Source organism: Sciscionella sediminilitoris (assembly GCF_000737195.2).
Classification (GTDB): Bacteria; Actinomycetota; Actinomycetes; order Mycobacteriales; family Pseudonocardiaceae; genus Sciscionella; species Sciscionella sediminilitoris.
Window position 1 is genome coordinate 15225 of record NZ_JALM01000061.1, and the last position, 22770, is coordinate 37994.

22 protein-coding genes and 2 riboswitches are annotated in these 22770 nt (G+C 69.7%); of the genes, 16 read left to right on the top strand and 6 right to left on the bottom strand.

Annotated features, from left to right (window positions below; all coding sequences use genetic code 11):
- Window positions 1-18 precede the first annotated feature (18 nt).
- The 10 genes from murC to ileS all read left to right on the top strand — a co-directional run bounded on the left by murC (window position 19) and on the right by ileS (window position 11407).
- Window positions 19-1404 (top strand): UDP-N-acetylmuramate--L-alanine ligase, encoded by a 1386-nt coding sequence (murC, locus tag AD72_RS22470; protein WP_231644934.1) that lies wholly within the window; start codon window positions 19-21, stop codon window positions 1402-1404.
- Window positions 1405-1417: 13 nt separating this feature from the next.
- Window positions 1418-2149, top strand: coding sequence for a cell division protein FtsQ/DivIB (locus tag AD72_RS22475; protein ID WP_051898892.1), 732 nt, complete (start codon window positions 1418-1420; stop codon window positions 2147-2149).
- 198 nt (window positions 2150-2347) lie between these two features.
- Window positions 2348-3715, top strand: coding sequence for a cell division protein FtsZ (gene ftsZ / locus AD72_RS22480; RefSeq protein WP_031468538.1), 1368 nt, complete (start codon window positions 2348-2350; stop codon window positions 3713-3715).
- A gap of 9 nt (window positions 3716-3724) precedes the next feature.
- Window positions 3725-4429 (top strand): peptidoglycan editing factor PgeF, encoded by a 705-nt coding sequence (pgeF, locus tag AD72_RS22485; protein WP_031468539.1) that lies wholly within the window; start codon window positions 3725-3727, stop codon window positions 4427-4429.
- Window positions 4426-5160: a YggS family pyridoxal phosphate-dependent enzyme gene (locus tag AD72_RS22490; RefSeq protein ID WP_031468540.1), complete on the top strand. Its 735-nt coding sequence runs from the start codon at window positions 4426-4428 to the stop codon at window positions 5158-5160. Before pgeF ends, AD72_RS22490 begins: the two co-directional genes overlap by 4 nt.
- Before the next feature lie 63 nt (window positions 5161-5223).
- On the top strand, window positions 5224-5808 hold the full coding sequence (locus AD72_RS22495) for a cell division protein SepF (RefSeq protein WP_031468541.1): 585 nt from the start codon (window positions 5224-5226) through the stop codon (window positions 5806-5808).
- 20 nt (window positions 5809-5828) lie between these two features.
- Window positions 5829-6113: a YggT family protein gene (locus AD72_RS22500; RefSeq protein ID WP_031468542.1), complete on the top strand. Its 285-nt coding sequence runs from the start codon at window positions 5829-5831 to the stop codon at window positions 6111-6113.
- Between the two features lie 37 nt (window positions 6114-6150).
- Entirely contained in the window at window positions 6151-7032 is an 882-nt protein-coding gene (wag31, locus tag AD72_RS22505; RefSeq protein WP_031468543.1) for a DivIVA-like cell division protein Wag31, read from the top strand.
- 80 nt (window positions 7033-7112) lie between these two features.
- Window positions 7113-8033 (top strand): hypothetical protein, encoded by a 921-nt coding sequence (locus tag AD72_RS37685; protein WP_031468544.1) that lies wholly within the window; start codon window positions 7113-7115, stop codon window positions 8031-8033.
- A 227-nt stretch (window positions 8034-8260) separates the two neighbouring features.
- Window positions 8261-11407, top strand: coding sequence for an isoleucine--tRNA ligase (ileS, locus tag AD72_RS22515; protein ID WP_031468545.1), 3147 nt, complete (start codon window positions 8261-8263; stop codon window positions 11405-11407).
- Window positions 11408-11432: 25 nt separating this feature from the next.
- On the opposite strand, the gene AD72_RS22520 is transcribed toward ileS, so the two are convergent.
- A complete protein-coding gene (locus AD72_RS22520) occupies window positions 11433-12503 on the bottom strand; it encodes a methyltransferase (RefSeq protein ID WP_051898896.1) in 1071 nt (356 codons plus the stop codon).
- A gap of 68 nt (window positions 12504-12571) precedes the next feature.
- Here AD72_RS22520 and AD72_RS22525 point away from each other — a divergent pair, with 68 nt between their 5' ends.
- The 4 genes from AD72_RS22525 to AD72_RS22540 all read left to right on the top strand — a co-directional run bounded on the left by AD72_RS22525 (window position 12572) and on the right by AD72_RS22540 (window position 17264).
- On the top strand, window positions 12572-14050 hold the full coding sequence (locus AD72_RS22525; protein ID WP_031468547.1) for a potassium/proton antiporter: 1479 nt from the start codon (window positions 12572-12574) through the stop codon (window positions 14048-14050).
- A 156-nt stretch (window positions 14051-14206) separates the two neighbouring features.
- Window positions 14207-14320, top strand: a riboswitch (SAM riboswitch).
- A gap of 39 nt (window positions 14321-14359) precedes the next feature.
- On the top strand, window positions 14360-15703 hold the full coding sequence (locus AD72_RS22530; protein ID WP_031468548.1) for an aminotransferase class V-fold PLP-dependent enzyme: 1344 nt from the start codon (window positions 14360-14362) through the stop codon (window positions 15701-15703).
- Between the two features lie 5 nt (window positions 15704-15708).
- Complete coding sequence (gene lspA / locus AD72_RS22535) at window positions 15709-16341, top strand: signal peptidase II (protein WP_037346981.1); 633 nt, start codon at window positions 15709-15711, stop codon at window positions 16339-16341.
- A gap of 41 nt (window positions 16342-16382) precedes the next feature.
- Window positions 16383-17264: an RluA family pseudouridine synthase gene (locus AD72_RS22540; RefSeq protein ID WP_051898898.1), complete on the top strand. Its 882-nt coding sequence runs from the start codon at window positions 16383-16385 to the stop codon at window positions 17262-17264.
- 7 nt (window positions 17265-17271) lie between these two features.
- On the opposite strand, the gene AD72_RS22545 is transcribed toward AD72_RS22540, so the two are convergent.
- Window positions 17272-18336, bottom strand: coding sequence for a hypothetical protein (locus AD72_RS22545; RefSeq protein ID WP_031468551.1), 1065 nt, complete (start codon window positions 18334-18336; stop codon window positions 17272-17274).
- 137 nt (window positions 18337-18473) lie between these two features.
- On the opposite strand from AD72_RS22545, the gene AD72_RS22550 reads away from it, so the two are divergent.
- Entirely contained in the window at window positions 18474-20042 is a 1569-nt protein-coding gene (locus AD72_RS22550; RefSeq protein WP_051898893.1) for a flavin-containing monooxygenase, read from the top strand.
- Here AD72_RS22550 and AD72_RS22555 read toward each other — a convergent pair.
- Window positions 19958-20575: a nucleoside/nucleotide kinase family protein gene (locus tag AD72_RS22555; RefSeq protein WP_031468553.1), complete on the bottom strand. Its 618-nt coding sequence runs from the start codon at window positions 20573-20575 to the stop codon at window positions 19958-19960. The genes AD72_RS22550 and AD72_RS22555 overlap by 85 nt on opposite strands.
- 44 nt (window positions 20576-20619) lie before the next feature.
- Between AD72_RS22555 and AD72_RS22560 the strand changes: the two genes are divergently transcribed.
- Complete coding sequence (locus AD72_RS22560; RefSeq protein ID WP_037346996.1) at window positions 20620-21174, top strand: dienelactone hydrolase family protein; 555 nt, start codon at window positions 20620-20622, stop codon at window positions 21172-21174.
- Here AD72_RS22560 and AD72_RS22565 read toward each other — a convergent pair.
- The 3 genes from AD72_RS22565 to AD72_RS22575 form a co-directional block, all read right to left on the bottom strand.
- On the bottom strand, window positions 21143-21511 hold the full coding sequence (locus tag AD72_RS22565) for a DMT family transporter (RefSeq protein ID WP_031468555.1): 369 nt from the start codon (window positions 21509-21511) through the stop codon (window positions 21143-21145). The genes AD72_RS22560 and AD72_RS22565 overlap by 32 nt on opposite strands.
- Before the next feature lies 1 nt (window position 21512).
- Entirely contained in the window at window positions 21513-21827 is a 315-nt protein-coding gene (locus tag AD72_RS22570) for a DMT family transporter (protein WP_031468556.1), read from the bottom strand.
- Window positions 21828-21835: 8 nt separating this feature from the next.
- Window positions 21836-21903, bottom strand: a riboswitch (guanidine-III (ykkC-III) riboswitch).
- A gap of 59 nt (window positions 21904-21962) precedes the next feature.
- Entirely contained in the window at window positions 21963-22766 is an 804-nt protein-coding gene (locus tag AD72_RS22575) for an ABC transporter permease (RefSeq protein WP_031468557.1), read from the bottom strand.
- Between the last annotated feature and the right edge of the window lie 4 nt (window positions 22767-22770).

Here is a 22770-nt window from a genome sequence, read left to right on the forward strand (position 1 = left end):
GGGATCGGCGGCGCCGGGATGAGCGGGATCGCCCGCATCCTGGTCGCCCGCGGGGCCCACGTTTCCGGTTCGGACGCCAAGGAATCCCGCACCGTGCTGGCCTTGCGCGCGCAGGGAGCCCGGATCGCGATCGGGCAGGCCGCGGAGAACCTCGACCAGCTCGACGGGGGAGCCCGGATCGTCGTGGTGTCCACCGCGATCAAGGAGTCCAATCCGGAACTGGCCGAGGCACGCAGGCGCGGGCTCACCGTGCTGCACCGGGCCGAGGCGCTCGCCGCGCTGATGGAGGGGCATCGGGTGGCGTGCGTGACCGGGACGCACGGCAAGACCTCGACCACCTCGATGCTGACCGTGGCGCTGCAGCACTGCGGGCTCGATCCCTCCTTCGCGATCGGCGGGGACCTCAACGAGTCCGGGGCGAACGCGCATCACGGCGAGGGCGGGGTGTTCGTCGCCGAGGCCGACGAGTCCGATGGCTCCTTCCTGTCCTTCAGCCCCTCGGTCGCCGTGGTCACCAACGTGGAGGCGGACCACCTCGATCACCACGGCAGCACCGCGGCCTACGTGGAGGTGTTCGACCAGTTCCTCGGGCGCCTCGCTCCCGGCGGAGTGCTGGTGGCCTGCGCGGACGATCCCGGTTCCGCGGCACTGGCCGAGCGCGCCGAGCAGCGGGGCATCCGGGTGCGCCGCTACGGGTTCTCCGCGAGCGGCGAGCAGGACGCGGTCCTCGCCGAGTTCCAGCCGGTTCCCGGGGACGGGGCCGAACGCGCCGGTGGGGGCTCGGTCGTGGTCCGGATCGGCAGCGAACAGGTCGATCTGCGGGTCTCGGTGCCCGGTGAACACATGGCACTGGACGCGGCCGGGGCGCTGCTGGCCGGACTGGAACTGGGCGCAGAACTGGACGGGCTGCTCGACGGGCTCGCCGCGTTCAGCGGGGTGCGCAGGCGGTTCGAGTTCAAGGGCCGCGCGGCCGGGGTGCGGATCTACGACGACTACGCGCACAACCCGACGAAGGTGGACGCGCAGCTGACCGCGACCCGGCTGGTGGTCGGCGAGGGCAGGCTGATCGTGGTCTTCCAGCCGCACCTGTACTCCAGGACCCGGGACTTCGCCGCGGAGTTCGGCGCCGCGCTCGGCAAGGCCGACGAGGTCGTGGTGCTGGACGTGTTCGGCGCGCGCGAGGAACCCGAACCCGGGGTCCACGGCGGGATCATCGCCGCGCAGGTGCCGTTGCCCGAGGACAAGGTGCACTTCGAGCCCTCGTTCGAGCGGGCCGTCGCCCTCGTCGTGGAACGCGCCCGTCCCGGTGATCTGGTGCTGACCATGGGCGCGGGCAACGTCACCATGCTCGGCTCCGACCTGCTGGCCGCCCTGGAACGAGTCGCCGAGGGAACGAGCGAGTGAGGGACCGGACGGCATGACGGCAACCAGCGCGCGGCGGGCACCGAGCAGGCGCCCCGACGGGCCCTCGCGCGGGCGCATCCGTACCAGGCGGCTCGTCGCGCTGGGGATCGTGCTCCTGGTGCTGGCGATCATCATCGTGCTGTTCTTCACCCCGCTGTTCACCGTCGGCTCGGTCGCGGTGAGCGGGAACTCGCGGGTGTCCGCCGATCTGGTCCGCAAGACGGCGAACGTGGAACTGGGGTCCTCGATGTTCGGCACGGACACCGGGGCGATCGCGGACCGGGTGACCGGACTGGCCCCGGTGAAAACCGCCGAGGTTTCCCGTTCCTGGCCGTCCACCATCGACATCCGGATCACCGAACGCAGTCCGGCTGCCTGGACCCGGGGTGCGGACGGCTCCGTGCAGCTCATCGACGCGAACGGGGTTCCGTTCGCCAGCGCGCCGAAACCGCCCAAGGACGAGATGGAACTGCGGGTCGGCCCGGTGCAGCCGGGGGATCTGAAGGTGCGCGCGGCACTCGGGATCGCCGAGCGGATCACCCCGCAGTTGCGTGCCAAGACCGCGGCGATCACGGCCAATTCCCCGGACGACGTGGAACTGGTGCTGCGCGACGGGAAAACCGTGAAGTGGGGCGGGAACGTCGACAACGACCGCAAGAACAAGGTGCTCGCCGCGCTGCTCACCCGCAAGGGGAAGATCTACGACGTGGCGACGCCCGACATGCCGACCGTCTCCGGGGGCTGAGTGTCCGGCAGGAGTCTCGCTTCGGTGTTGTGTTGTCACCGGAATTCGCCCTCGTACGGCGTGGCTGCTTTACCGAACCGGGCGCGCTGCATAGCGTCTTTCGATGACCTACGGGGTTGATCCGGCCCTAAGTCTTAACTAGAGGTCAAAGGTTTTGTTCGCGGTACACGGTCAAGCAACGCAGGAGGGCGGACGTCGATGACACCCCCGCAAAACTATCTCGCGGTGATCAAGGTCGTCGGCATCGGCGGCGGCGGCGTCAACGCCGTCAACCGGATGATCGAGGTCGGCCTCAAGGGCGTCGAGTTCATCGCGATCAACACCGACGCGCAGGCACTGCTGATGTCCGATGCGGACGTCAAGCTCGACATCGGCCGGGAACTCACCCGCGGTCTCGGTGCCGGGGCCAATCCCGAGGTCGGGCGCAGCGCGGCCGAGGACCACCGGGAGGAGATCGAGGAAGTCCTCAAGGGCGCGGACATGGTGTTCGTGACCGCAGGCGAGGGCGGCGGAACCGGGACCGGCGGGGCGCCCGTCGTGGCCTCGGTGGCGCGCAAGCTCGGCGCCCTCACCATCGGTGTGGTCACCCGCCCGTTCACCTTCGAGGGGAAGCGGCGCGGCAACCAGGCCGAAACCGGGGTCACCGATCTGCGCAACGAGTGCGACACGCTCATCGTGATCCCGAACGACCGGCTGCTGCAGCTCGGCGATCAGGGCGTGTCCCTGATGGACGCCTTCCGCAACGCGGACGAGGTGCTGCTCTCCGGTGTCCAGGGCATCACCGACCTGATCACCACGCCCGGGCTGATCAACCTCGACTTCGCCGACGTGAAGAGCGTGATGTCGCAGGCGGGCTCGGCGTTGATGGGTATCGGTTCGGCGCGCGGTGAGGGCCGGGCCGTGCAGGCCGCGGAGAAGGCCATCAACTCCCCGCTGCTCGAAGCCTCCATGGACGGTGCGCACGGGGTACTGCTGGCCATCTCGGGTGGTTCGGACCTCGGGCTGTTCGAGATCAACGAGGCCGCCTCGCTCGTGCAGGAGGCCGCGCACCCCGAGGCGAACATCATCTTCGGTACCGTCATCGACGATTCGCTCGGCGACGAAGTCCGCATCACGGTGATCGCGGCCGGGTTCGACAGCGGCACCCCGACGCACAAGAAGCTCGAGCCGCAGGCGATCGCCCGCCAGCAGACCCCGCAGCAGGGTGAGGCCCAGCAGGGCGGTGCGCAGCAGACCGGCGCGCCCGCTCAGCCCGCGCCCCAGAGCAACGGTGGTCCGGCCGGTGGTGCGGCACCCGAGGCCGCGGCCAACGGCGCCGGGGTCACCGAACCGCCGACCGTGCAGGCGCCCACTCCGCAGCCGTTCCCGCGTCAGGACTCCAATCCGATGGGCAACACCCCGGTGCAGGGCAACGTGATGGGTGATCCCGGGCAGCGCCAGCAGCAGCCGGGTCAGGGCTCCCGTGGCGGCGAACTGCCCACCAGTGGGACGACCATGCCGAACGCGGTCCCGGTGACCGATGAGGACAGCGACGAGGTCGACGTTCCGCCGTTCATGCGCCGATAGACTCGCCACGTGCGGATCCGTCGGATAATCACCACGAACGAGGGCGGCGTCTCGAAGCCGCCGTACGCGAGCTTCAACCTCGGCGATCACGTCGGCGACGACCCGGAATCGGTCGCGGCCAACCGGTCGCGGCTGGCCACCGAGCTCGGCCTCACCGAGGACCGGCTCGTGTGGATGGAACAGGTGCACGGCAGGACGGCCACCGTGGTGGACGGCCCGTGCGCCGAACCGGTCGAGGCCAGCGATGCGGTGGTCACCGCGGAACCGGGGCTGGCCATGATCGCGCTGGTCGCCGATTGTGTGCCTATCCTGCTCGGCGATCCGCGCGCCGGAGTGGTCGCCGCCGTGCACGCGGGCCGGGTCGGTGCCCGTGCCGGTGTGCTCCGTGCCGCGGTGGACGCCATGACCGGGCTCGGTGCGCGGGCCGGGGACACCGAGGCGTTGTTGGGGCCCTCGGTCTGCGGTGCCTGCTACGAGGTCCCCGAGCCGATGCGCGCCGAGGTGGAGGAGCGCCTTCCGGGCAGTGCGTGCACCACCCGCCGCGGCACGCCTGGGCTGGATCTGCGCGCCGGGCTGCTGCGACAGCTCGCCGAGCTGGGCGTCGGCAAGGTCGGCGCGGATCCGCGGTGCACCGTGGAGGAGGGCACCCTGTTCAGTCATCGCAGGACGGCGCCCACCGGCAGGCTCGCCGCGCTCACCTGGATCGAGCCGTGACCGGGCGGCTCGGCACGCTGAAGGCGAACCTCGCGGATGTCCGGGACCGGCTCGACCGGGCCTGTGCCGCGGCGGATCGTGCTCCCGCCGAGGTCGAACTGCTCGCCGTCACCAAGACCTTCCCGGCCAGTGACAACGCGCTGCTCGCCGAGCTCGGCCTGCGCGCCTTCGCGGAGAACCGGGCCCAGGACGCCGCCGCCAAGGTCGAGGAGTTCACCAGGGAACATCCGGAAACCGAGGTGCGCTGGTCCATGGTCGGCCAGCTGCAGCGCAACAAGGCGCGTTCGGTGGTCCGCTGGGCCGATGAGGTGCAGTCGGTGGACTCGGTGCGGCTGGCCGGGGCACTGGAGCGGGCCACCGGCAACGCGCTGGAGGCGGGGGAGCGCACCGCGGAACTGGATGTGCTCGTCCAGGTCTGCCTGGACGAGCGGCCGGGACGCGGCGGGTGCGCGCCGGAGGAAATCCCGGAGATCGCCGCGGCGATCGCGGGCACGGACACCCTGCGGCTGCGCGGCCTGATGGCGGTCGCCCCACTGGACGCCGAACCCGAACCCGCCTTCGCCCGTCTCGCCGCGCTCGCCGAGGCGTTTCGTGCCGAACATCCGGATGCCACCCGGCTCTCGGCGGGGATGAGCGGCGATCTGGAGGCCGCGATCACGCACGGCTCGACATGCGTGCGTGTCGGAACCGCATTGCTCGGCGAACGGGCACTAATCTCCCCGGAAGAGTAAGAGATCGCGCGGTAGGGCAGGGCCCTGCGGCCGCTATCGGGCGAGGTAAGTGGCGGGAGGGCCATGAGCACACTACGGAAGCTGAAGGCCTACTTCGGCATGATTCCCGCGGACGAGGTCGACGACTACTCCGACGAGTTCGCGCACGACTACCGGGACCGGCGCGCACCCGCCGACCGCTACCACCACGAGTTCCGGGACGACTACGAGGACGACTACGAACCGGTGCGCCCCGCGCCGCGGCCCTGGGAGTCGGCCGCAGCGTCCCGCACGCCGGTTCGCGGTTCGCTGGCCATGGAGCCCCAGCCCGAACCGGTGCCGAGGATCCGCGCGGTCCCCGCCGCCCCACCGGTTCCGGAGGAACTGCCGCTGTCCAAGATCACCACGGTGCACCTGCACAGTTACAACGAGGCCCGCAAGATCGGCGAGCCGTACCGGGACGGCACCCCGGTGATCATGAACTGCACCGAGATGGAGGACGCGGACGCCAGGCGGCTGGTGGACTTCGCGGTCGGCCTCGCGTTCGCCATGCGCGGGGACATCGACAAGATCACAAGTAAAGTTTTCCTGCTGTCACCACCCAATATCGACGTCACCGCGGAGGACAAGCGGCGGATCGCCGAGGGTGGGTACTTCGGTCGTAGATAACGAAAAGGTAGAGTTACGGCGTGGACCTCTTCCGGCTAGTGCTCTACTACGTGCTCTTCGGGTACTGGGTGCTGCTCACCGGCCGGATCATCGTCGAACTCACGCGTTCGTTCGCGCGGGATTGGCGTCCGGCCGGAGGGGTTGCGGTCACGCTGGAAACGATCTACACAATGACGGACCCTCCGGTGAAGCTGCTCCGTAGGTTGATTCCTATGGTGCGGATCGGGGGCGTCGGACTGGACCTATCTATTATGGTGCTGCTGTTCGCCGTGTTCATCGGGATGCGGTGGTCGTACCCGGGGTGAAGGGTGCGTGCAGCTATGGAGCGCGTGAGGTGATCTGATGTCGTTAACCCCCGCGGACGTGCACAACGTCGCGTTTAGTAAGCCGCCTATTGGGAAGCGCGGCTACAACGAGGACGAGGTTGACGCATTCCTCGACCTCGTGGAGTCCGAGCTTGCCCAGCTCACCCAGGAGAACACCGAACTGCGGCAGCAGATCGAGCAGCTCGACGCACAGCTCGAGCAGGCGCGTTCGGAGGCGGACGAGGCACGCAAGGCGGCGGCAGCGGCCCCGCAGCAGCGCGCCGACGAGCCGCGCAGGCTCTCCACGGTGCCCCCGGCAGGTGCGCTCGAGCAGACGCAGGCGCAGCAGCCGGGTGCCGGCGGCCCCGCGAGCGCGGCGGCGGCACTGGCGGGCGCGGCCGGTCAGGGCGGTGACCACCACGTCCAGGCGGCCAAGGTGCTCGGACTCGCCCAGGAGATGGCCGACCGGCTCACCGGTGAGGCCAAGTCCGAGTCGGACAAGATGCTCTCCGAGGCGCGGACCAAGTCCGAGCAGCTGCTCTCCGAAGCGCGCGCCAAGGCGGACACCATGGTCAACGACTCGCGCACCCGCGCGGAGACCATGCTGAACGAGGCGCGCACCCGCGCGGAGACCGTCGAGCGGCAGGCCAGGGAGAAGGCCACCTCGCTCGAGCGCGAAGCACAGCGCAAGCACACCGAGGTCATCGGACAGGCGACCAAGGAGAAGAACGCGCTCGATCAGGAGATCGAGAAGCTGCGTACCTTCGAACGCGAATACCGCACGCGGTTGAAGACCATGCTCGAGTCCAGCCTGCGCGATCTGGACAACCGTGCACCGGCGGCACCCTCGGAAGGCAACCAGTCCGGCTCCCAGCAGGGTGGGTACTCGTTCGGCAGCCCACGCGCCGAAGCGGGATAGGTTTTTCGGTTCGTCATCGATTTGAGCGTGGCTCGGCGTCGTCACTGGCGTCGGGCCACGCTCGCTGGTAGGCAGGCCACGTGTTGATCATTGTCCTCGCCCTCGTGATCATCGCGCTTGGGCTGCTCGTCGCTTCGCTGGCCGTCGGCTACGGCCTGTTCGCCTGGCTCTCCATCGGAGCGAGCGTCCTCGCCGCGATCGTGCTCGTGGTCGATGTGCTCCGCAGGCGCTCCGGCCGGGGAGAGCCGGAGGGACAGGCCGAACCGGAGCCGGTTCCCGAAGACACCGCGGACACCGAGGCGACGGCGGAACCCGAGGCGGCCGAGGAAGCCCAGGCGCCGGACACCGCCGCCGCGGAACCGGCAGCCGGCGAGGCCACCGAGGTTCTGGCCGGGCCCGGCGAGTCCGGGCAGGACAGCGAACGAGAAGACACCCCCGGTGGGGACGAGGCCGGTGAAACCGGGGAGATCGAACGGCCCGCCACGGAGAGCGCGGCGACGACCGTGCTCCCGGCGGCCGGATCGGACGGCACCGCGCCGGAACCGGCGGCAGCGGAACCGGACGCGGCGGGATCGACCGAGTCGGCACCGGCAGAGCCGGAATCAGCTGCGCCGGAAGCAGCGGGGCAGGAACCGGCCGAACCGGAATCGGCCGGGGTGGCCGGATCCGGGATGGCCGAGTCCCGGGAAGCGGCGAGCGAGACCGCCGGGGACGGCGGGCGTGAGACGGGGAGCGAACAGGTGCGCGACGATCTTGACGATGTGGAGCCGGGCGAGGAGGAGACCGACGCGGCCGATCTCCTCACGGTCACCGAACTCGAGGACGAGGTCGTGGTCATCGACGAACGGCCGAGGTACCACCTCACCGCCTGCGGCTGGCTCGGCGAACGGGACACGATTCCCCTCCCGGTGCGCGAGGCCCGCGATCTCGGCTTCACCCCGTGCGGCATCTGCGGCCCCGACCGCGTGCTCGCCGCCCGCTCCCGCGCCAAGCGCGGTTGATATCCTGGAACCATTGACGTAGATCCGGCCATCACCGGGGAGTCTCCGGAAGAACAGAGCCCGGCCGGGCTCCCAGTAGAACCGGACGGGTCCGGCCCGAGACAGCCGGCCATCGAGTGGCGCGCCGCCGTGCAGGCGGCGCGCAAACGGGGTGGTACCGCGGCCGCAGGGTCGTCCCCGTACGAGAATCGAGTACGGGCACGACTACTGCTAGGAGCGCATCACCCATGTCCGCCGAACGACGCTACCCACGAGCAGGGGCCGAATCGGTGCCCTCCCAGGCGGTTTTCGGGGAGCTCGAGCAGGAGATCCTCGACTACTGGGCCGCCGACGACACCTTCCGCGCGAGCGTCGAGGCACGCCCGGCGGGGGAGAACGGCTCCAACGAGTTCGTCTTCTACGACGGTCCCCCCTTCGCCAATGGTCTCCCGCACTACGGGCACCTGCTGACCGGCTACGTCAAGGACATCGTGCCGCGCTACAAGACGATGCGCGGCCGCCGGGTCGAGCGCCGGTTCGGCTGGGACACCCACGGCATGCCCGCCGAGATCTCCACCGAGAAAGAACTCGGGATCAAGCACAAGAACGAGATCGAGGAAATGGGCATCGCCGCGTTCAACAAGGCGTGCCGGGACAACGTGCTGCGCTACACGAACGAATGGCAGGAGTACGTCACCCGCCAGGCGCGGTGGGTGGACTTCGACAACGACTACAAGACCCTGGACACCGACTACATGGAATCGGTGATCTGGGCGTTCAAGTCGTTGTGGGACAAGGGGTTGGTGTACCGCGACTTCAAGGTGCTGTGGTACTGCTGGCGGTGCGAGACCCCGCTTTCCAACACCGAGACCAAGATGGACGAAGTCTACCGGCCGCGCCAGGATCCGGCCATCACGGTCACCCTGCCGATCGTGGCCCCGGACCGGCCCGAGCTCGACGGGGTCGGCATCCTGGTGTGGACCACGACCCCGTGGACCATGCCGTCCAACCTGGCCGCCGCGGTGCACCCCGAGGTCGACTACGTGGTGGTGCGCGCGGGCGATGCCAAGTATCTGCTCGCGCGGGACCGGCTCGCCGCCTACGCCCGCGAACTCGGCGAGGATCCCGAGGTACTCGGCGAGTACACCGGAGCCCAGCTCGCCGGGCTGTCCTACACCCCGCCGTTCGACTTCTACGCGGGGCGGCGCAACGCGCACCAGGTGCTGCTGGCCGACTACGTCAGCACCGAGGACGGCACCGGGATCGTGCACATCGCCCCCGCCTACGGTGAGATCGACAAACAGGTCACCGACGCCGCGGACATCGTCGCGGCGACCCCGGTGGACGTGCACGGCGAGTTCAACGCCGAGGTGCCGCCGTACGAGGGCATGCACGTGTTCGACGCGAACCTGCCCATCATGGCGGACCTGAAAGCGGCCGGGCGGCTGTTCCGGCGGGAGACCTACGATCACTCCTACCCGCACTGCTGGCGCTGCGACAACGCGCTCATCCAGCGCGGGGTGGACTCCTGGTTCGTCGCGGTCACCAAGTTCCGGGACCGGATGGTGGAACTGAACAAGGAGATCTCCTGGGTTCCCGAGCACATCCGGGACGGCCAGATGGGCAACTGGCTCGCGGGCGCCATCGACTGGTCGATCTCCCGTAACCGGTACTGGGGTTCGCCGATCCCGGTGTGGGTTTCCGACGATCCGCGCTACCCGCGCACCGATGTGTACGGCTCGCTGGACGAACTCGAGCGCGACTTCGGGGTCCGGCCCGGTGATCTGCACCGGCCCTTGATCGATGAACTGACCCGGCCCAACCCGGACGACCCGACCGGGAACTCCACCATGCGCCGGGTTCCCGAGGTACTCGACTGCTGGTTCGAGTCCGGGTCGATGCCGTTCGCCCAGGTGCACTACCCGTTCGAGAACCGGGACTGGTTCGAGCACCACTACCCGTGCGATTTCATCGTCGAGTACAACGGCCAGACCCGTGGCTGGTTCTACCTGATGCACGTGCTGGCCACCGCGCTGTTCGACCGGCCGGCGTTCCGCACCTGCGTCGCGCACGGCATCGTGCTCGGCGACGACGGACAGAAGATGTCCAAGTCGAAGGGGAACTACCCCGAGGTCACCGAGGTGTTCGAGCGGGACGGCTCGGACGCGATGCGCTGGTTCCTGATGTCCTCGCCGATCCTGCGCGGGGGCAACCTGATCGTCACCGAGCGCGGGATCCGCGAGGCGGTGCGCCAGTCCGTGCTGCCGCTGTGGAACAGCTGGTACTTCCTGGCGCTCTACGCGAACGCCGCGGACCGGCCGGGGCAGTGGCGCACCGATTCGGCGCACGTGCTCGACCGTTACATCCTCGCCAAGACACACGATCTGGTGCGGGATCTGACCGAGTCCATGGACGCCTTCGACATCTCCGGGGCGTGCGCGGAAGTCCGCGACTTCCTGGAGACGCTGACCAACTGGTACGTGCGGCGCTCCAGGGACCGGTTCTGGTCGGGCGACGGGGATGCGATCGACACCCTGCACACGGTGCTCGAGGTGACCACCCGCGCGATCGCCCCGTTGCTCCCGCTGACCACCGAGGCCGTGTGGCGCGGGCTCACCGGGCAGCGTTCGGTGCACCTCACCGACTACCCGCGGGCCGCGGAGCTGCCCGCGGACGCCGAACTCGTGGCCGGGATGGACGAGGCGCGGGCCGTGGTCTCGACCGCGCTGTCCCTGCGCAAGGCGGGCAAGCTGCGGGTGCGGTTGCCGCTGGCGAAACTCACCGTGGCCGCCGAGGATTCGGCACGGTTGAGCGGATTCCTCGACCAGATCCGCGAGGAGGTCAACGTCAAGTCCGTCGAGCTGGACACGGATGTCGCCGCACACGGGCATTTCGAGCTCGCGGTGAACGCGCGCGCCTGCGGGCCGCGGCTCGGCAAGGACGTGCAGCGGGTGATCAAGGCGGTCAAGGCGGGGGAGTGGGAACTCGACGCCGAGGGCGCCGTGGTCGCCGCCGGGATACCGCTGCTCGAGGGTGAGTACGAACGCAAACTCGTGGCAACGGACAGCGGTGCCACCGCGGCCCTTCCCGGCGGTGCCGGGCTGGTCGTGCTGGACACCGAGGTCACCCCGGAACTGCGCGCCGAGGGCACTGCGCGGGACGCGGTGCGCGTGGTGCAGCAGGCGCGCAAGGAGGCCGGTCTCGACGTGTCCGACCGGATCACCGTCACCCTTGCCGCGCCCGCCGATGTCGCCGGGGAAATCCGGGCACACGAGGAATTCCTGCGCAGTGAAACCCTCGCCGACGCGGTCGAGTACGCCGCGGAGGCGGACGGGTTCACCGGAACCGTCGGCGAGGGAGTCGAGATCACCGCACGGGTCACCAAGGTCGCCTGACTGATCCCGGTTGCGGGCGCGGGAACTAGTCCTGCGCCCGCAACCGCCACAGCACGGTACGTTCGGCGGCGCGCGCGGCGTGCAGCGGATCGCTGGAATCCTTGCTGCGCTTGTGCTTCGGCTGCGCCTCGAGCCGGCCCGTCACCGAAAGGCCTGCCGCGGCGAACATTCCGGTCAGTTCTTCGCGCCCGCGAAGGCCGAGATGCTCGGCGAGGTCGGAAAGGACCAGCCAGCCTTCCCCGCCCGGATTCAGGTGCGGAGCCAGTTCGGCGAGAAAGGCGCGCAGCATTCGGCTTTCCGGGTCGTAGATGCCCTGTTCGAGCTCGGAACTCGGAGCCGAGGGCACCCACGGCGGGTTGCACACCACCAGATCCGCGCGCATCGGCGGGAACAGGTCGGTCTCGCGCACCTCGACCACATCCGCGAGGCCGAGCCGATCGATATTGTCCCGGGCGCACGCGACGGCGCGCGGATTGGTGTCCGTGGCGATCACCGAATCCAGGCCACGGCGGGCCAGCACGGCGGCGAGCACCCCGGTCCCGGTGCCGATGTCGAAAGCGGTGCCACCGCCGGGCAACGGGGCCTCGGCGACCAGATCCACGTATTCCCCGCGTACCGGGGAGAACACGCCGTAGTGCGGGTGGATCCGCTCGGCGAGCGCGGGAACGTACACGCCCTTCTCCCGCCACTGCTGCGCGCCGATCATGCCGAGCAGCTCGCGCAGGGACAGGGTGAACGCCTCATCCGGTGGGCATCCCGCGGCCAGGCAGGCTTGCCGCACATCCGGGGCGCGGCGCAGCGGGATGACGCAGCCGGGCTCCACGGGGATCAGCAACCGGCCCAGGATCTCCGCCTGTTCCGCGGTGGCGCGGCGCTGTGCCGCGAAATCGCGCGGTGGTTTGCCTTTGCGGGCCCGCCGGCCCATGGCCGCCAGCAACTGGCGGGCGTTCTGGTAATCCCCGCGCCACTCGATGCGGGTCCCGGAACGGGTGAGCCGATACGCCGCATCGGCGGTCAGCTCATCGGTGCCACGCACCACATCCGGGCCGGGTCCGGAACCCGGGGATGTGCGGGTAGTACCAGGTCGATCGCCCATCGCCATGCACCCCGTTTCGTCTGGTTCGCACCCGCACGAGAAAATGTATCGGAGAACTGGGAGGTGGCGTGGAGGAACTCGGCGAGGTACTCGGAGTCGGCGCGCTCGTTCTGTTGCTCGCGGTGCTCGCCGTCCGGGTCTCCTCCCGCCTCGGTCTTCCCTCCCTGCTGCTCTATCTCGGCATCGGGGTCGTGCTCGGCGAATCCGGTTTCGGCATCGAGTTCAGCAACGCCAAACTGACCGAATCACTCGGCATCGCCGCGCTCGTGCTCATCCTGACCGAAGGCGGTATCACCACCAAATGGCGCGAGGTCCGGCCCGCGCTCGGGGTGGGGATCGCGCTGTCCACGGGCGCGGTGATCGTGTCCATCGGGATCGCCGGAACCGCGCTGCACTATCTGCTCGACCTCGACTGGCGCACCGCACTGCTCTGGGGCGCGGTGCTCTCCTCGACCGATGCGGCCGCCGTGTTCAGCGTGCTGCGCACCGTGGGGGTACCCAAACGCATCGCCGGGGCACTCGAGCTCGAATCCGGCCTCAACGACGCCCCGGTCTACCTTGCCGTCGTGCTGCTCGCCTCGGGTGCCCCGCTCGGCTGGCAGACCCCGCTGCTCGTGGTCTACGAACTCGTCGCGGGCGCGATCATCGGCGGCCTGCTCGGGCTCGGCGGATCCTGGCTGCTGCGGCACGCCGCGCTGCCCTCCACCGGTCTGTACCCGCTCGCCGCCGTGGCCATCTGCGTGCTCGCCTACGCCACCGGCGAGCTCGCGGGCGCCTCCGGGCTGCTCGCCACCTACGTGTCCGGGGTGGTGCTCGGGAACTCCCAGCTGCCGCACCGCTCGGACACGCTGTCCTTCGCCGAGGGACTCGGCTGGCTCGCCCAGATCGGACTGTTCGTGCTGCTCGGGCTGTACATGTCCCCGGAGAGGATGCTCGAGGCGATCCTGCCGGGCATCGTGGCCGGACTGGTGCTGTTGCTGCTCGCCCGGCCCGCCTCGGTGTTCCTGTCCACGGCGCCGTTCCGGCTGCCCTGGCGCGAACAGATATTCCTGTCCTGGTCCGGGCTGCGCGGGGCGGTGCCCATCGTGCTCGCCATGATCCCGCTCACCGAGGGAGCACCGCGCGCTGAGCTGCTCGTGAACACGGTCTTCGTGCTCGTCGTGCTGCTCACCCTGTTCCAGGGCGGCACCCTCCCGGTACTCGCCCGGATCCTCGGCCTGCGCCAGCGCGGCCAGCCGACCGAACTCGAAGTGGACGCCGCACCACTGGACACCCTCGGCGCCGAACTGCTGCAGGTGCGCATCCAGGAGAGCTCCAAACTGCACGGTGTCTACCTCTCCGAACTGCGGCTGCCCAAAGGGGCGACGGTCAGCCTCGTGGTGCGCGAGGGCGAGGGATTCACCCCGGACTCGTCCACCCGGCTGCGGCGGGCCGACCAATTGCTCGTGGTGGCCACCGAAGCCGCGCGGGAGAAGACCGAACGGCGGATTCGGGCCGTGGACCGGGCGGGTAAGCACGCCGCCTGGCGCGGAGAGACGGGTCGCTGATCCCCGGGCCGGGATGCTCGGTGGGTCCGGCCGCGGTGCGAGCTGCGTGGGTGGTGAGAGCGGCTTCGCCGCTTTTCAGAGTTGTGGTCTGGATCTCAGCGCACGGTGTTCGGGGTTTACCGGTGCGCGGCGATTCCGTTATGGTCTTTCGCGAAAGGTCATGAGTGCCAGCGACAAGCCCCGGCTAGCTGGCCGGCAACCCTCCTTCCGCGGTGGGGTGCCCCGGGTGACGACCTGGCCACGTGGGAACGCCACGGGCAAGCGCGGACCCCTCGCGGAAGGGTCCTCGACCCCCGGAGGGAAAACTCGATGACCATCGCACCAGTTCGCCCCGCCACTTACCCCGCCCCGGTGCGCGCCGCCGTTCCCGGTGTCCGCTGCGCCGGGGTGCCCGCCCCGCTCGTGGACGGGCGCCGGGTGGAATACGCGAACCTCGATCACGGGGCCAGCGCCCCGTGTCTGGACGCGGTCGCCGATGCCGTGGACGAATTCCTGCCCTACTACGCGAGCGTGCATCGCGGGGCGGGCTATTTCTCGCAGATCTCCACCAAGGTGTACGAGGGGGCGCGGGCGAGCCTGCGTGCGTTCACCGGGGCGCGCGAGCGGGATGCGGTGGTGTTCACCCGTAACACCACCGATGCGCTCAACCTGCTCGCCGAATCGGTGCCCCGCGGCACTTCCGTGGTGCTCTTCGACACCGAGCACCACGCGGCCCTGCTTCCCTGGCGCGGCCGGGTCACCCACGTGCCGACCCCGCGCGATGTCCACAGTGCACTGTCCGAAGTGGACACCGCATTGGCAGAGAGCCCGGAGGGACCGCGGCTGCTCGTCGTGTGCGGCGCCTCGAACGTGACCGGGGAACTGTGGCCGGTCGCCGAACTCGCCGCGATCGCCCGCCGCCACGGTGCCCGCACCGTGCTCGATGCGGCCCAGCTCGCCCCGCACCGCCCGGTGGACATCCGCGCGCTCGACGTGGACTACGTGGTGCTCTCCGGGCACAAGTGCTATGCGCCGTACGGGGCCGGTGCGCTGATCGGCCGCGCGGACTGGCTCAACGCCGCGCAGCCGTACCTCGCGGGCGGGGGCGCCACCAAACTGGTCAACGAGCAGCTCGGGGTCTCCTGGGCGAAGGTGCCCGAGCGGCACGAGGCCGGTTCGCCGAACGTGGTGGGGGTGCACGCGCTCGCGGTGGCGGCCAAGACCCTCGGGCGCAGCGCCGAGGCGGTCGCCGAGCACGAGAACGCGTTGCTGGACCGGTTGCGTGCCGGGCTGGCCACGATCCCCGGGGTGCGCGAACTCTCCCTGTTCGACGGTGCGCGCGAGCGGGTCGGCGTGGTCAGCTTCACCCTGGACGGGATCGAGTCCGGGCTGCTGGCCGCGGTGCTCTCCGCCGAGCACGGGATCGGTGTGCGGGACGGGAAGTTCTGCGCGCACATCGCCACCGGGCGGCTGCTCGCCGAGTCCGGGGCCGAGGCGGAGACCGCGGTGCGGGTCTCGATCGGGCTCGGCACCCGGGCCGAGCACATCGAACGGCTGCTCGCCGCATTGCGTGCGATCGTGCTGTACGGGCCGTCCTGGGACTACGCGATCGTGGACGGGAAGTACGCCCCGAGCCCCGACCCGCGCCCGCTGCCCGCCTTCCTGGAAGAATAGGCGGGGTGAGCGAAGGCGGCGAGGACACGGCGCACCCCGAGGGCGCACGGACGGGGGATGGTCCGGAGGTGGCCGAACACACCCGGCCGCTGGCCAAACGCAGGATCGGCGTGCTGGCGATCGTCGCCCTGGTCTGGCTCGCCGTGGACGTGGTGAGCAAGCTGCTCATCGTGGCCAACGTCGAGGGGCACGCCCCGATCAAACTGCTCGGCGGGCTGCTGTGGATCTCGGTGACCCGCAACCCCGGTGCCGCCTTCGGCATGGCCAACGGGATGACCTGGGTGCTCTCGCTGATCATGATCGCGGTGATCGTGGCCATCGTCTGGATGGCGCCCCGGTTGCGCTCGACCGGCTGGGCGATCGGGATCGGCCTGGTCCTGGCCGGGGCGCTGGGCAACCTCGCCGACCGGATCTTCCGCGCACCCGGGCCGCTGCGCGGGCACGTGGTGGACTTTCTGTCCTTCCTGAACCCGTACGGCACCGGATTCGCGATCTTCAACCTCGCCGACACCGGCATCACCGTCGGCGGTGCGCTGATCGTGCTGCTCGTACTGCTCGGCAGGGACTACGACGGACGGCGCACCAAGGACAAGCCGGACGACGAGGACGGCAAGTCCGGGAACGGGGCGAAGGCGTGAGGCAGCAGCGCACCCTCCCGGTCCCCGAAGGGCTCGCCGGGATGCGGGTGGACGCGGGCCTGGCGAAACTGCTCGGTCTGTCCAGGACGGTCGCCGCCGAGCTGGCCGCCGAGGGCGATGTGCTGCTCGACGGGTCCGCGGTGGGCAAGTCCGACCGGCTGGTGCCCGGGGCCTGGCTGGATGTGACCCTGCCGGAACCGGAGCAGCCGCTGCGCGCGCGTCCCGAACCGGTCGACGGGCTGCGCATCGTGGCAGAGGACGACGACCTGATCGTGGTGGACAAACCGGTCGGGGTGGCCGTGCATCCCTCGCCCGGCTGGACCGGCCCCACCGTGATCGGCGGGCTCGCCGCCTCCGGGGTGCACCTGGCCGAATCGGGTGCCGCCGAACGCCAGGGCGTGGTGCACCGCCTGGATGTCGGCACCACCGGCGTGATGGTGCTCGCCAAGAGCGAGCGCGCCTACACCCTGCTCAAGCGCGCGTTCAAGGAACGGACCGTGGACAAGGTCTATCACGCGGTCGTGCAAGGGCATCCGGATCCCACGCAGGGCACCATCGACGCACCCATCGACCGGCATCCGCGGCACGACTACAAGTTCGCGGTCGTGGAGGGCGGGAAACCGAGCGTGACCCACTACGAGGTCATCGAGGCCTTCCCGGCGGCCTCCCTGGTCGAGGTGCACCTGGAGACCGGTCGTACGCACCAGATCCGGGTGCACTTCTCCGCGCTGCGCCATCCCTGCGCCGGCGATGTCACCTACGGTGCCGATCCGCGGCTGGCCGAGCAGCTCGGGCTCACCCGCCAGTGGCTGCACGCGCACGAACTCTCCTTCGAGCACCCCGGCGACGGCAGGCGGGTGTCCTATTCGAGCGAGTACCCGGCCGATCTGGCCGCCGCGCTGGAGAAGCTGCGCAGCGCCTGAAAGTTCGCTACAGCTCCCAGGTGAGCCCGCCGCGCTGCGAGTCGGGGCGGGCCAGCCAGCGGATCTCGAGGACACGGGTGCGCTCGTTGAGGATGTAGACCGCGTGCCCGCCGACGGTTTCCCCGGGCGGAACCCCCATCGTGTGCGGTGGCCGCGAGGACAGCGAGATCGCCGCCTTGCCGATGGAGTGCCCCTCCGCGGTGTAGAGCATCAGATACTGATCGGGCAGCGTCTGGTACGTGCGGGAGCCGCGATTGGTGAGCTCGGTGTGCACCACGACCGCGCGCTCGGTCCCGCCGAGGGTGTACCCGGCCGCGGTGTAGAGGGAATCGGCGGGATCCACCACCTCGACGAGCCGGACGCTGATCGGATCACCCTCCAGTCCCGTGGTGTCCAGCCGTTCGCCGACCTTCCCGCTGGCGGCCGGGCCGTCCGGGTTGTTCGGGCCCGGCTTCTCCGTGCCCGCGACCGGTTTGTCCCCACGCGTCCAGGACGCGCTCTGCGGCGGCCCGAAGATGCTGAGCGGATCGTCGGACGGCGGATCCTGGGGCGCGGGCGGCTCGGCGACCGCGGGAATGCGCGCCACCGAACCCGCCTGCTGCGGTGCGGCGGCCGGATAGGGCCCGCTCTGCGCGCCCGGCTGCGGATACGGCCCTGGCTGCTGTGCCGGATGGTGAACCGGACTCGGCGCCGGATAGGGGCCGGGAGCCGGATAGGGCGCCGCCTGGTTCGGCGCCGGGTACGGCTGGGGCGGCTGCTGCGCCGGGTAGCCGGGCCGGGCGTATCCGGGATGCTGCTGGCCCGGGTACTGCTGGCCGGGGTACTGGCTGCCCGGATGCTGGGGCTGGCGTTGCGCGGCCTGAGCGGCGGCGACCGTCCCGCGCAGCCGTTGCTGATCGCATTCCGCGCCGACCACGAGCGGGAGCCCGCTCGCCGAGAGGTTGATCAACCGGGTGGCCACCTCGCGGGGGTCCATCCCGAGGCGCGCGGCGAACTCGTGCACGGCCCCCTTGCCTTCCTCGGCGAGCAGCGCCAGCAGTCGCAGATCGGCGGGATCGGTGGGGTTCGGCATGGTCACGTGCGCACGCTACCCCGATCGGGCGGGTCCGGTGCGGGGGAGGTGCGGGGCCGGAGCATTGCCCGCCCGCCCGCGAGAAGATACCGTCAGTACTGCAGGTAAGTCATCCTCGCGGGCGGCAAGGAGGCCGTATGCGCACCGAAAACGAGCGGGACGGGACCGGGATCGTCACCGAGATCGCGATTGTCGGCAGCGGATTCTCCGGCATGTGCACCGCGATCAAGCTCGCCGAGGCCGGGATCACCGACTACGTGATCCTGGAGAAGGCCGAGGAGGTCGGCGGCACCTGGCGGGAGAACACCTACCCGGGCTGCACCGTGGATGTGGCCTCCCCGCTCTACTCGTTCTCCTTCGAACCGAACCCGGACTGGTCGCGCACCTACGCCGGGCAGGAGGAGCTGCTCGGCTACGCACGCAAGCTCGCCGCCAAGTACCGGCTGCGCGAGCGCACCCGGTTCGGCACCGAGGTGCTGGGCGGCAGCTTCGACGAGGACGAGGGCATGTGGTCGCTGGAGACCTCGGGTGTCCCGGTGCGCGCCCGGATCGTGGTGCTCGCCTGTATCAGCCTGCATTTCCCGCACATTCCCGACATTCCGGGGCGGGACCGATTCACCGGGCCCTCGTTCCATTCCGCGCGCTGGCGCCACGACTACGACGTCACCGGGAAACGCATCGCCTCGTTCGGCACCGGGGCGAGCGCGGTGCAGTTCGTGCCGCAACTGGCCAAGCGTGCGGAGCGGCTCACCGTGTACCAGCGTTCGGCGGGCTGGGTACTGCCCAAACTCGACCTGGAGCTGACCGCTCCGGTCCGGGCCGCGTTCCGCAACCTCCCACTGGCGCAGAAAGCCTTGCGTGCCGCCATTTTCAGCGGACACGAGCTGTTGCACCACGCGCAGTTCAATCCCCGGCTGCTCGGTGCCTTCGAGGCGCTGTGCCTGCGCGCGCTGCGCAACCAGGTGCCCGATCCGGAGACCCGCGCGAAGCTCACCCCGGACTACCGGTTCTCCTGCAAACGGCCCATGGTGGCGAACAACTACTACCGCACGTTCGCCCGGGACAACGTGGACCTGATCACCGACCGGGTCACCGAGATCGACGAGACCGGGGTCATCGACGAGACCGGGCGGCGCACCGAGGTGGACGCGATCGTCTGGGGTACCGGATTCCACGTGCAGGACATGTACAAGTACTTCCCGGATCTGCGCGTGGACGGGGATTCGCTCGTGGACCGGATCGACCGGGAGGGCCTGGAAGGGTACCGGGGGATCGCGATGCGCGGGGCGCCGAACGTGTTCACCATCGTCGGGCCGAACTCGGTACTCGCGCACACCTCGTTCCTGCTGACCATCGAGGCGAACAGCGCGCACGTGGTCCGGCTGATCTCCGCGATGCGCAGACAGGGGATCAGCCGCATCGAGGTCGGTGAGCGCGCGCAACGGGAATTCACCGAATGGGCGCACGGAAAACTGCGCGAGGCGGTGTGGTCCATCGGTGGCTGCACGAGCTATTTCATCGACGAGAACCGGGTCAACCGGATCGCCTGGCCGGGATCGGCGCCGCACCAGCGCCTGACGATGCGCGGGATCGATCTGCGGCAGTTCGACGTCCGCTACGGTCAGGGACGCACCGCTGGCCGGTCCGGGTGGTCGAAGCGGACGAGCACATCGGCGCTGGCCTCGGGATCGAATTCGGCGCGGTAGCGGCGGAAAGCGGGCAGTGTCCAGCGATCCCGCGCGGGCAGCTCACGCTCCAGGGTGCGCTCGGAAAGACCGAGGTGCACCGTGAGATCGCTGGGAAAACCCTTGTGCAGCAACAAGGTTCCGGCGAGTAGCAGTACCGCGTGCTCCGGCTGCTCGCGGTACTCGGCCCGGGTGGCGCGGTCGGTGCGTGCGTCCCACAGGGACGGGAGCACCGAGCACGGGCCGGTGCGGGTCCACCGGTCGAAGACCTCGCGGCGCAGACCGGTGGCGTCGAGCCAGTCCTCGTAGTAGGAGTCCGGATCCTCCCGGCCGCGCTCGAGCCGCAGCGAGGCGGGCAGCAGGAAATCCCGCGCGTCCACCCGCTGCACCGGAAAACCCCGTTCCCGCAAGGGATCCACGAGATCCTCGGCGAACCGCTCGGGTTCGGCGAGCGGAGCGGCGTCCACGAGCACCGCGCAACGCCCGGTGCGGGCGCGGTCCCCGATCTGCTCGGCCAGCTCGGTACGCAGCGCCTCCGGGGTGATCGCCCGCATCGATCCTCCTTGCCGTGCTTTTTCCGGGTGGCTACCGTGATCCGATGGCGGAGATCATGGTTTTTCATTCGGTGTACGGACTGCGTCCGGCCGTGCACGCGGCGGCGGACCGGCTGAGCGCCGCCGGACATACCGTACGCGTCCCCGATCTGTTCGAGGGCAACACGTTCGACCGGATCGCCGACGGGCTGGCCTATCGCGATGAGCTCGGCAGGGATGTGCTCGACGAACGCGCGAAGCGGGCCTGTGCGGATCTGCCGCCGGGCGCGGTGTTCCTCGGGTTCTCCCTCGGCGCTTCACTCGGGGTCCGGATCGCCGAGCGGTTCGCCTTCTCGGCGCTCGTGCTGTTGCACGACGCGAGCTACCTTCCCGAGGTGGCGCCGCTGCCCACGCAGATCCACGTCGCCGAACCGGACGAGTTCGTGGACGAGCCGGATCTCGCTGCCTGGTCCGGGCACGGGGCGCAGGTGTTCCGCTACCCGGGCTGCTCGCACCTGTACACCGATGGCGCGACGGCCGAGCACCGGGAAGCGGACACCGCCGCGGCAGGGCAGACCTGGTCCCGGATCACCGAGTTCCTCGCCGCGCAGGGGGCTTGACCAGTTTCAGCCCGATCACCGAGCCCACGATCCCGGCGAGCAGCGCCAGCCGGACCGCGGAGACCGCCTCCTCACCGGTGAGCATGGCGTAGGTGACGGTCAGCGCCGCCCCGATCCCGGTCCACACCGCGTAGGCGGTGGAGATGGGGATCCCGCGCATCGCGTAACCGAGCCCGGTCATGCTCAGCACCAGGCCGAGCGCGAAGATCACCACCGCGACCGGTTCGGTGAATCCGTCCGAGGCGCCGAGCGCGGTGGCCCACACCGCCTCGAGCACCGCGCTGAGCAGCAGCACGAGCCAGGACGATCCGGTGTTCGTGTTCGACTGCCTGGACATGTCAGCTCACCACCTTCAGCCCGGCGACGCACCCGATGAGTACCAGCAACAGCAGTGTGCGGACGAGCGTGGCACGTTCCTCGCGGCGCACGATCGCGAGTACCGCGGTCAGTACCGCGCCGATCCCGACCCACACGGCATAGGCGGTGCCGGTCGGGATGGCGGTCATGGCGAAGGAGAGCCCGGCCATGCTCGCGGTCAGGGCGACGAGGAACAGAATCGTCGGTTTGGGTTTCCGGAATCCGTTCGAAGCCGAGAGCGCGGTGGCCCACACCGCTTCCAGCATTCCGGAGCAGATCAACACAATCCAGCTCATGACGAACCTTCGCGGCAGTCTTGTCGCTGTGCGGGTACTGCTCCCTCGTCCGCGAGCCGCGTCCAGGCGGCTCCTATCCCTGATGATAGCAACCGGCCGGTCCAGGGCAAGGGGTCGAGGTGGTGAGGCCGGTCATCACCGGTGCCCGGTCGCGGTGTCCCCGGACAGTCGCTGGGCCAGGTACACCGGGACGGTGGAGACCAGGATCAGTACCGTGGCGACCACGTTCACCACGGGAGCCTGATTCGGCCGCGAGAGGTTGTCCATGATCCACACCGGGAGCGTCTTCATACCCGCGCCGATGGTGAACTGGGTGACGATGATTTCGTCGAAGGAGAGCGCGAAGGCCAGCAGTCCACCGGCGAGCAGCGCCGAACGCAGCACCGGGAAGGTGATCAGCCGGAAGGTGGTGAACCCGTTCGCGCCGAGGTCCATCGAGGCCTGCTGCAGATTGGTGCCGCTGCGGCGCAGCCGGGCGAGGATGTTGTTGAAGGCGGTGACGATGCAGAACGTGGAATGCGCGACCACCACGGTGAAAAAGCCGAGCTCGACCCCGAGCATCGTGCGGAAGGCATTGTTCAGCGCGATACCGGTGACGATCCCGGGCAGCGCGATCGGCAGGATCAGCAACAGGGAAACCGTGTCCCTGCCGAAGAACTGGTAGCGCTGCAGCGCGAACGCGGCCATCGTGCCCAGCAGCAGGGAGATGACCGTGGCGATCAGGCCCACCTCGACACTGGTCACCAGCGCGTCGATGGCGCCGGAGTTGCCCGCGGCGCGGCCCCACCAGTCGAGGGTGAACCGCACCGGGGGCCAGCCGAAGGTGGTGTCGGCGTTGAACGAGTTGAGCACCACGACGAGCAGCGGGAAATAGATCACCACCAGCCCGGCGATCAGGGCGAGCAGAAGCAGGTTCCGCGAGGTACGGGATCGGGTCATGGTT

Excerpts from the sequence above, each read along its gene's own strand:
- AD72_RS22560 (WP_037346996.1), top strand. The coding sequence starts at position 20,620 with ATGGCGGAGATCATGGTTTTTCATTCGGTGTACGGACTGCGTCCGGCC.
- ftsZ (WP_031468538.1), top strand. The coding sequence starts at position 2,348 with ATGACACCCCCGCAAAACTATCTCGCGGTGATCAAGGTCGTCGGCATC.
- AD72_RS22575 (WP_031468557.1), bottom strand. The coding sequence starts at position 22,766 with ATGACCCGATCCCGTACCTCGCGGAACCTGCTTCTGCTCGCCCTGATC.
- AD72_RS22520 (WP_051898896.1), bottom strand. The coding sequence starts at position 12,503 with ATGGGCGATCGACCTGGTACTACCCGCACATCCCCGGGTTCCGGACCC.
- ileS (WP_031468545.1), top strand. The coding sequence starts at position 8,261 with ATGTCCGCCGAACGACGCTACCCACGAGCAGGGGCCGAATCGGTGCCC.
- AD72_RS22565 (WP_031468555.1), bottom strand. The coding sequence starts at position 21,511 with ATGTCCAGGCAGTCGAACACGAACACCGGATCGTCCTGGCTCGTGCTG.
- AD72_RS22550 (WP_051898893.1), top strand. The coding sequence starts at position 18,474 with ATGCGCACCGAAAACGAGCGGGACGGGACCGGGATCGTCACCGAGATC.
- AD72_RS22540 (WP_051898898.1), top strand. The coding sequence starts at position 16,383 with ATGCGGGTGGACGCGGGCCTGGCGAAACTGCTCGGTCTGTCCAGGACG.
- AD72_RS22475 (WP_051898892.1), top strand. The coding sequence starts at position 1,418 with ATGACGGCAACCAGCGCGCGGCGGGCACCGAGCAGGCGCCCCGACGGG.
- AD72_RS22495 (WP_031468541.1), top strand. The coding sequence starts at position 5,224 with ATGAGCACACTACGGAAGCTGAAGGCCTACTTCGGCATGATTCCCGCG.
- AD72_RS22555 (WP_031468553.1), bottom strand. The coding sequence starts at position 20,575 with ATGCGGGCGATCACCCCGGAGGCGCTGCGTACCGAGCTGGCCGAGCAG.
- AD72_RS22530 (WP_031468548.1), top strand. The coding sequence starts at position 14,360 with ATGACCATCGCACCAGTTCGCCCCGCCACTTACCCCGCCCCGGTGCGC.
- AD72_RS22545 (WP_031468551.1), bottom strand. The coding sequence starts at position 18,336 with ATGCCGAACCCCACCGATCCCGCCGATCTGCGACTGCTGGCGCTGCTC.
- AD72_RS22570 (WP_031468556.1), bottom strand. The coding sequence starts at position 21,827 with ATGAGCTGGATTGTGTTGATCTGCTCCGGAATGCTGGAAGCGGTGTGG.
- wag31 (WP_031468543.1), top strand. The coding sequence starts at position 6,151 with ATGTCGTTAACCCCCGCGGACGTGCACAACGTCGCGTTTAGTAAGCCG.
- murC (WP_231644934.1), top strand. The coding sequence starts at position 19 with ATGAGCGGGATCGCCCGCATCCTGGTCGCCCGCGGGGCCCACGTTTCC.